The 7,343-nt window shown below is 66.4% G+C and carries 6 protein-coding genes and 2 pseudogenes; 5 read left to right on the plus strand and 3 right to left on the minus strand.

The window, feature by feature from the left end; all coding sequences use genetic code 11:
• Window positions 1-220 precede the first annotated feature (220 nt).
• Entirely contained in the window at window positions 221-451 is a 231-nt protein-coding gene (locus BL253_RS38750; RefSeq protein ID WP_076823073.1) for a hypothetical protein, read from the plus strand.
• A gap of 8 nt (window positions 452-459) precedes the next feature.
• Window positions 460-757 (plus strand): annotated as a pseudogene (locus tag BL253_RS44605) (NF041680 family putative transposase); the annotation flags it as partial.
• Window positions 758-816: 59 nt separating this feature from the next.
• Here BL253_RS44605 and BL253_RS38760 read toward each other — a convergent pair.
• The 3 genes and pseudogenes from BL253_RS38760 to BL253_RS38770 form a co-directional block, all read right to left on the minus strand.
• Window positions 817-1,530, minus strand: coding sequence for an alpha/beta hydrolase (locus BL253_RS38760; RefSeq protein ID WP_076823075.1), 714 nt, complete (start codon window positions 1,528-1,530; stop codon window positions 817-819).
• Between the two features lie 560 nt (window positions 1,531-2,090).
• Window positions 2,091-2,679 (minus strand): annotated as a pseudogene (locus BL253_RS38765) (NF041680 family putative transposase); the annotation flags it as partial.
• A 348-nt stretch (window positions 2,680-3,027) separates the two neighbouring features.
• Complete coding sequence (locus tag BL253_RS38770) at window positions 3,028-4,821, minus strand: sensor domain-containing diguanylate cyclase (RefSeq protein WP_116438932.1); 1,794 nt, start codon at window positions 4,819-4,821, stop codon at window positions 3,028-3,030.
• 66 nt (window positions 4,822-4,887) lie between these two features.
• On the opposite strand from BL253_RS38770, the gene BL253_RS38775 reads away from it, so the two are divergent.
• From BL253_RS38775 to BL253_RS38785, 3 genes are all read left to right on the plus strand, one after another.
• Window positions 4,888-5,157 carry a hypothetical protein gene (locus BL253_RS38775; RefSeq protein ID WP_076822849.1) on the plus strand — a complete coding sequence of 90 codons (270 nt, stop codon included), beginning with the start codon at window positions 4,888-4,890 and terminating at the stop codon, window positions 5,155-5,157.
• Between the two features lie 333 nt (window positions 5,158-5,490).
• Window positions 5,491-6,513 (plus strand): zinc-dependent alcohol dehydrogenase family protein, encoded by a 1,023-nt coding sequence (locus tag BL253_RS38780; protein WP_198946569.1) that lies wholly within the window; start codon window positions 5,491-5,493, stop codon window positions 6,511-6,513.
• Between the two features lie 57 nt (window positions 6,514-6,570).
• The coding region (locus tag BL253_RS38785; protein ID WP_076823079.1) for a helix-turn-helix transcriptional regulator at window positions 6,571-7,343 on the plus strand (773 nt) is incomplete at its 3' end.

The raw sequence follows: 7,343 nt of genomic DNA on the forward strand, positions 1-7,343 counted from the left end.
CAACCCGCCACCAGTCGCGTACCTCATACAGACGATCTACCCGGCGATCAGACCCCGATCCCATCCGACCCCGCGGATTAAAGCTCAGTAACCGACAACTTTGCCGGGACCCTGGGGGGCCGCCGCGGCGGCTGCGGGTGACCTACCGGCGCACCCAGGGAGTGCGCCACCTGCTCGCCGTCTACGACCTGCGTAAGGACCCGGCTCTACGGCCAGCCATGTGAAGCCGGTAAAGGACCGGACCACGTTCCTCAGGTTCTGTCGCTACCTACGCAGGCTCTACCCGCCTGACGTCCGCATCGCGATCAGCTGTGGCAACTTGAGGTCGCGCCTGTCGACGTGCGAGTACAGCCAGGTCGGCGACTGGGCTGACAAGAGCAACGTCGAGATCGCCTATACCCCGACCTACAACTCGTGGCTCAACCGGATCGTGCGGAACCACCGTTGGTGAAGCAGTCCCCCTGGCTGGTGCTGGCCGCCTACACCCAGCTGCGCCTCGCCCGCCTCCACGTCTCCGACCTACGCCACCTCTGGGAACGACCCACCCGGCCCCGACCGGCTGACACCCGCCCGTGTCCGCAGGGGCTTTCGGAACCTCCGCCCGAAGACACCGCTTCCAGCCCGTGCGCCGAAACCCAGCAGCCCCAGCCCCGGACGCCCACCCGGTGGCACCAACCGACGACAAACGATCACCGAGCCGGTCGGGAATACCACCGACAGAGCAACAGCCACAGGCCCCCGAGGACAGGCAAGTTAAACGACAAGCTTAGACGGCGGTTCGGGCGAAGGATCGCTTCGGCACTTTCGCCGGGGCGGTCAGGGCTGATCTGTCGAACCATTTGTAAGTGCAAGTAAAGCGTCCACGAATGCCTGCGGCGCCGCGTAGAACGGGGAATGGCCGGTGGGCAACTCAACGGGCATCGTGTGCAGCCTGTCTCGAGCGACGGCGCGAATCCATGTCGGTGCGAGGACGCGATCGTGAGCTCCAAGGATGACGCTCGATGGCACGCCGTTGGGCCATTCGTTGATGGGACATAACTCTGTCCAAGAAGTGAATGCGATCGGCCGAAGTCGCTCGCATGCCGCGGAAGCAATTCCAGGCGGGCAGTCGTGGTAGAAGACCTCGGTTGCCGTCTGTTTCGACATGACGCTCCGTCCGAGAGAATCGTAGACCACTGCTTCGGGGTTCATGGTGACCACCGGCCCGGCCTGGGTGTCTATGTAGTCAGTCCAGGACATCCCGGGTAGCGGCACAGTAGCGGCCACAAAGACCATTCTAAGGACTGGTCGCATCGACGCCACTACAGGCAGTGCGAGCCCCGCCATTGAGTGACCCACCAAAATCACGTCGGTCTCTCCAGAAGTGGCCGAGCAGATGACATCTGCCCACTCACGAACTCCGGCTTCCACATCATCCATGGGCAGATCTGGGGCTACGGTGTGATGCCCAGCCCGATGGATCAGCGGCGCTGCACGCTCCCARCACCAGCCGCCGTGCCCGCCTCCGTGAATCAACACGAATGTCGCCATATCAAATCTCGCCTATCGTAGTCGAGCGATGCTGGGGCAATCCCAGCGTGAATATACAGATCCAGTCGATCTGACTGAGGGCCGACGTCACGTTGCTCCTACGGGACTCGGATTCCCGTGTCAGTTACTGGCGGAAATCCTGCCCTCAGATTCGAAAACTTCTCTCCCCGCGCGACCATTCCGGACTTGGCAGCCCTCTGGCATCCATTTGTCAGCCCTAGGGCCGAACTGACGCTGACGATCAACACTCCGTCCGACCGTCCGACAGGCCATCGTGGCCCGTGAGAGCCGCTGGGCCGAGAGACGGATCGGGCTCTCGAGCGTCTTGTCTTTCTGCAAGCAGCACAGCGGCTCGCATGGGTGAACCTGGCCGGGATTTCTCGACTGGCTGGCCATCGGCGGGCCCGTCGTACAGCTTGACCGGAGTCGAGAGGTTGTCGGCCGGAGCAGGTGCAAGGGCGCGCTCCCTTCATGCTTCGACCGTCCGATCGGACGGTCGGCGAACGGTAGCGCGCGCTCGACATCTAGGTCAAGGACGGGGACGGTCCTGAGCTTGTCGTTTAACTCGTCTGCCTCTCAGGTCGTGCGGCGGTGGCCGCATCCTTGACCTTCCCGGACTGGCGGGTGGACTGTGCGTCGTTGGTTGGGCTGTCCGGCGGGGCGGCCGGGGCCAGGTCGGCTGGGTTTCGGTGCGTTGGCTGGTCGGCGGTCTTCGGGCGGATGCGGTGGAAACCCGAGGCGGACACGGGCTGGGTCAGCCGGTCGGGCCGGGTGGCGGGTCGTTCCCAGGGGCGGCGTAGGTCCACAGTCAGGTGCCGGGCGAGGCGGAGCTGGGTGTAGGCGGCCAGGATCAGCCAGGTCCAGCGGGTCGGCCGCGGCCGGGTCGCGTCGCCGGAGATGGTAACGGGCGCGGTCCAGCCGAGGGTCTGCTTGAACAGGCGGAAGGTGTGCTTCGAGATCGAAGCGGCGTAGGAACGCTTGCCACCAGCGGTCCACGTCCGCCTGGCTGGCGTCGGTGGTCGAGCACCACAGCCACAGCGGTTTGGGGTTGCGCTCGCCGGGCAGCCAGTCCACGGCGAGACGCAGCAGCGTGCCTTCCAGGATCGGCAGTTGGCCGACGTGGTGTTCCCAGGCGGCGCGGTGGGTGAGCGGCCTCGGTGCAGCCGGTCGCAGGAGGGCCAGTCGGCCACCGTCTCCTGTTCCGGCCAGCGTGTTCGGCAGAGCCGTTCGGCCAGGTCATCCAGGTCGGCGTCCGGTATGCGGATCTGGTATGGAGTCACCTTGGCCACGAGAGTCATCTCGTCTAGGCACTGGGCGAAATGATGGCCACGTGAGTTCGCCACATGCAATCCCGCAGCGGCACCGCATCCTCCGGCTGCCTGCCCGATGGCTCACTGTATTAATTACCTATATGTAAGTAAGGAGAGTGGGCCGACGGCCGGACAGCCCGATGGGGAGGGCGCAGCCCGCCATCCGTGACTCATCGTGCGGGATCTGTCAGCGGCGACCTGTCCGGTGGGGCGACGTCGCCGGGTCGAGGCACATGACCGGCTGGTAGGCGACGCAGCGACCGGGGCCGGCTCGTTTCGCGGTGTACATCGCGACGTCGGAGGCATTCAGGAGACGATCGGGATCCGCGAGGCCGGTTCCTGAGATCGCCACGCCAACACTGGCCGTGACGGTGGCCTCGGTCTCCGGCAAAGGGATCGGCTTGGTAAGTGCGGTGATGACGCGGTGCGCCACCTGCTCGACCTCGGTGATCGTGGAGACGTGTTCGCATAGGACGGCGAACTCGTCTCCGGCGAGCCGGGCCACGACATCATTCGGCCGCACCGAGGCACGCAGCCGATCGGCCACTTCACGCAGGACGTCGTCGCCAGCGCGGTGACCGAGGGTGTCATTGATGGACTTGAAACCGTCCAGGTCCACGAAGGCGACGCCGGTGCGGACCTGCTCGTTCCGGTTTTGTTCGAGACTGCGCCCAAGTCGGTCGAGCAGGGCGGCGCGGTTGGGGAGGTCGGTCAGACTGTCATGCAGCGCACGGTAGCGGGCTTCGCGTTCCATCGTGAACCGGACCGCCGCGGAGCCGAGCACGCTGGCGACCGCATCGACGAAGTCCACTTCGCGGCGGGTGAACGGCCCGGCCGCGGGCCCCAGGCTGCCGCCTTCGTCATGCTGGTCGCCATCGGCGACCGCGTGTTCCTGGTCCGTCCGGTGGACGGAGAGGACGGCGGCGGGCGCGTTGGGTTGGCCGAGCAGCATGGACGCTGTTGACCAATGCCCCACCCGGCGGGGATTGCGTCCAGCAGCCCCGTCGCCGTGATTTGACGGCGCGCTCAGAAGAGCCTCCCGAGTTGCCGCGGCAAGGACAGCAGCCGGTGGCAATGCGCCAGCTGCGGCGACCAGGCGGGGTTCGTCTCCCGGCTCGGTCGCATGCACGGTGACGGCCGCACTGAGTCGGCTCGCCAGCACTGTGGCGGCTTGGTTCCACAGCCTGTCGGGCTCGACGATCTGCAACGCCTGATGAGCCAGTTCGGTGAGGACGCTCTGCTCGGCATGTGCCTGTTCGCGTTCGGTCACGTCGGTGGCGATCGCTGCGACGTGGCTAACCTCCCCAGCCGGATCGCGGACCGGCCGGATGCGCATGTCGTAGTAGTGCCCGTAAACCTCGGTCGTCCCGGTGGACGGCTCGCCGTCCGCCGCTCGCCGTACCATCGACACGCACTCTGGCGCATGGGTGAAAACTTCGAAGATGGACGATCGCTCGGCGGCCCTTAGGTCGTTGACCAAGGCGCCGATGTCGCCACCAGCGGATACCACGATCCGGCCGGAGAGATCCGTGAGGCCTATCGAAACGGGGCTGTTCTCCAGTACCAGCTGCAGTTGGTGGCGGGCTGTCTCAGCGTCGGTCACGTCCAGGATCTGGCTGAGACAGCACGGCTCACCCGCATCGGCCTCGAGGCTGGCGGTGATCAATACGTCAGCCGGGGTGCCGTCGGGGCGGACGATACGTGTCAGATGCCTCGACATCGTTCGCTCGCTGCTCAGATGCCGACACAAGTTCGCCCAGCTGTAGAGAAGGGGGGGAAGGTCCAGGGCATCCCAGGTCGCCCCGACAAGGTCGGCCCTGGCCCGGCCCAGAGTATGGCACGCGGCGGCATTGGCGCGCCGGATCCGCCGGCTTCGGATGCAGGTCAGGGTTAGTCCGATCTCAAGACGATCGAACAGCTCGTCGACCCATGCCACCGACGTCGCGCCCATCTCCTCTCCGGAAAGCTCTTCAGTATACATTACCCGCGATCGGCGTGATACTCAGACGTAGCACGAGATCCGGCCTGGCGCCAGGTCGGAGCTCCCATGTCCTCAGCGCAGCTGGCGGTCCCATGTCACCGCAGGGCAACCATTCGGGCCCTCAAGGCGTTTGCGAATCAGCGGCTCGCGGCCGGGCAGGGCGAGCTCGACCTCGGCCTGGACGTGGTCGGCTCGTCAGGTGCCCCGCTGCCGGTCGTCGCCTCGCGGATGGGGCATCTGTGGGACGCGCTGTGCCGCGCCTACGATGCGGTCGGTCTGGCCACGGCGACCGGCGGGGGCCCGGTGTTCCGTGCCCTGGTACTGGTTCGGTGGTGACCGCGTCAACAGTGGCCGATGCGGTGCAAATCTGGACGAGACGGCGCCAATGTCCGGCATCGCGACAGTGATGGGACCAGCTCCGTTTCGTCGATCAGCGGTCCATCGCTGGATACGACAACCCGGAAGACCTGCAGTGCCAGACGAACTGCCGCTCACAACAGATCGCGATGACTCCTGACGCTGCGCCACCACCGGAGGTGAGACGGAGCCCCGCGTTCGGTGTGGTCCGGCTGGGGGGTGCTGTCGTCCCCTCCCAGCGAGCGCGTTCGCCGGGTTCGATGGATTGCGTAAGGCGCGAATGCCGAAATGCAGAGCAAGGAGGACATCCCCATGCGTGGAGTGGTGATGCATACCGCCGGTGACGTCCGCGTGGAGGACCGCGAGGATCCCAGGATCATCGAGCCGACGGATGCAGTCATCCGGTTGACGGCGACCTGTGTCTGCGGGTCGGACCTGTGGCCCTACCGGGGCATCGAGCCGGCCGACCACCAGGTGATGGGGCACGAGTACGTCGGTGTCGTCGAGGAGATCGGCGCGGACGTGCGGAAGGTCAAGGTCGGCGACTTCGTCGTCGGGTCGTTCGTCATCTCCGACAACACGTGCGAGATCTGCCAAGCCGGCTACCAGTCCAAGTGTGTGCACGCCTCCTTCGTGGCGCAGACCATCGRCACCCAGTCCGAGAAGGCCCGTATCCCCTACGCGGACGGCACGCTCGTGCCCACGCCGCGGCAGCCGGACCCGGAACTGGTCCCCTCGCTGCTGGCCGCGTCCGACGTGCTGGGCACCGGTTGGTTCGCGGCCGTCGCCGCCGAGGCGGGTCCCAGCAAGACCGTCGCGGTGGTCGGTGACGGGGCGGTCGGCCTCATGGCTGTTCTCGCAGCCAAGCAGCTCGGCGCGGAGCGGATCATCGCGATGTCCCGCCACCCGGAACGGCAGAAGCTCGCGCTGGAGTACGGCGCGACCGACATAGTGACTGAGCGCGGCGACGAGGGCGTGGCGAAGATCAAGGAGTTGACGAACGGGCTCGGCGCCCAGAGTGTGATCGAGGCTGTCGGGACTCAGGAGTCCACCATGCAGGCGATCGGCGCCACTCGTGGGGGCGGGCACGTCGGCTACGTCGGGGTGAACTACGACGTCAAGATCCCCGGCATCGACCTGTTCTTCGCCGGCATCCACTTGCACGGCGGCCCTGCCCCGGTGCGCCGGTTCCTGCCTGAGCTGATCCAGCTCATCTGGGATCGCAAGATTGATCCCGGCAAGGTCTTCGACCTCACCCTGCCGCTGGAGCAGGCCGCGGAGGGCTACAAGGCGATGGACGAGCGACGCGCCATCAAGGTCCTGCTGACCATCTGACGCACCCGTCCCGTCCCGGGGAGGCGCCTGACAGATGCAAGATCTACGGTGGAGGACATGAGCAGGAAGGACGAGGTGCGGGAGTTCCTGATCTCCCGCCGCGCGCACGTCACCCCCGAGCAGGCGGGGCTACCCGACTTCGGCGGCGAGCGGCGTGTGCCTGGCCTACGCCSCGAGGAGGTCGCCACCCTGGCCGGTCTCTCGATCGACTACTACACCCAGCTCGAACGCGGCAAGATCCGCGGCGCCTCGGACAGCGTGCTCAACGCGATCGCCCGAGCGCTGCAACTGAACGATGTCGAACGCGCGCACCTGTTCGACCTGGCCCGCACCCCGATCGCGCGCGGCCGGCGGCAAGCCAGGCCGGCGGTGCGGTCCTCGGTGCAACGGGTCCTGGACAACCTGGCCGTGCCCGCTGTCGTGTTCAACCCGCAGCAGGACCTCATCGCCGCGAACCTGATGGGACGCGCGCTGTTCGCCCCGCACTTCGAGGCCGAGAGACCGAACCTGGCTAGGTTCATCTTCCTCGACCCCCGCGCCCGGAACTACTACGTCAACTGGCTCCTCGCCCGCGGTATGACCGCCGCGATGCTGCGACTCGAGTCCGGACGCAACCCGCTCAACAACGACCTCACCGCACTCATCGGAGAACTCTCCACACTCAGCCCACAGTTCCGCACGGACTGGGCCGAGCAGGACGTGCACGAGCACCGCACCGGCCAGAAGGTCTACCGCCACCCCGAGGTCGGCGAGCTCGAGGTCACCTTCGACGTGTTCGAACTACCCGGCGAACCCGGCCTGTCCATCTGCACCTACAGCGTCGAAGAAGG

This window comes from Pseudofrankia asymbiotica (genome assembly GCF_001983105.1).
Taxonomy (GTDB): Bacteria; Actinomycetota; Actinomycetes; order Frankiales; family Frankiaceae; genus Pseudofrankia; species Pseudofrankia asymbiotica.

Coding starts and splice junctions, on each gene's coding strand:
- BL253_RS38775 (WP_076822849.1), top strand. CDS start 4,888: ATGTCCTCAGCGCAGCTGGCGGTCCCATGTCACCGCAGGGCAACCATT.
- BL253_RS38770 (WP_116438932.1), bottom strand. CDS start 4,821: ATGTATACTGAAGAGCTTTCCGGAGAGGAGATGGGCGCGACGTCGGTG.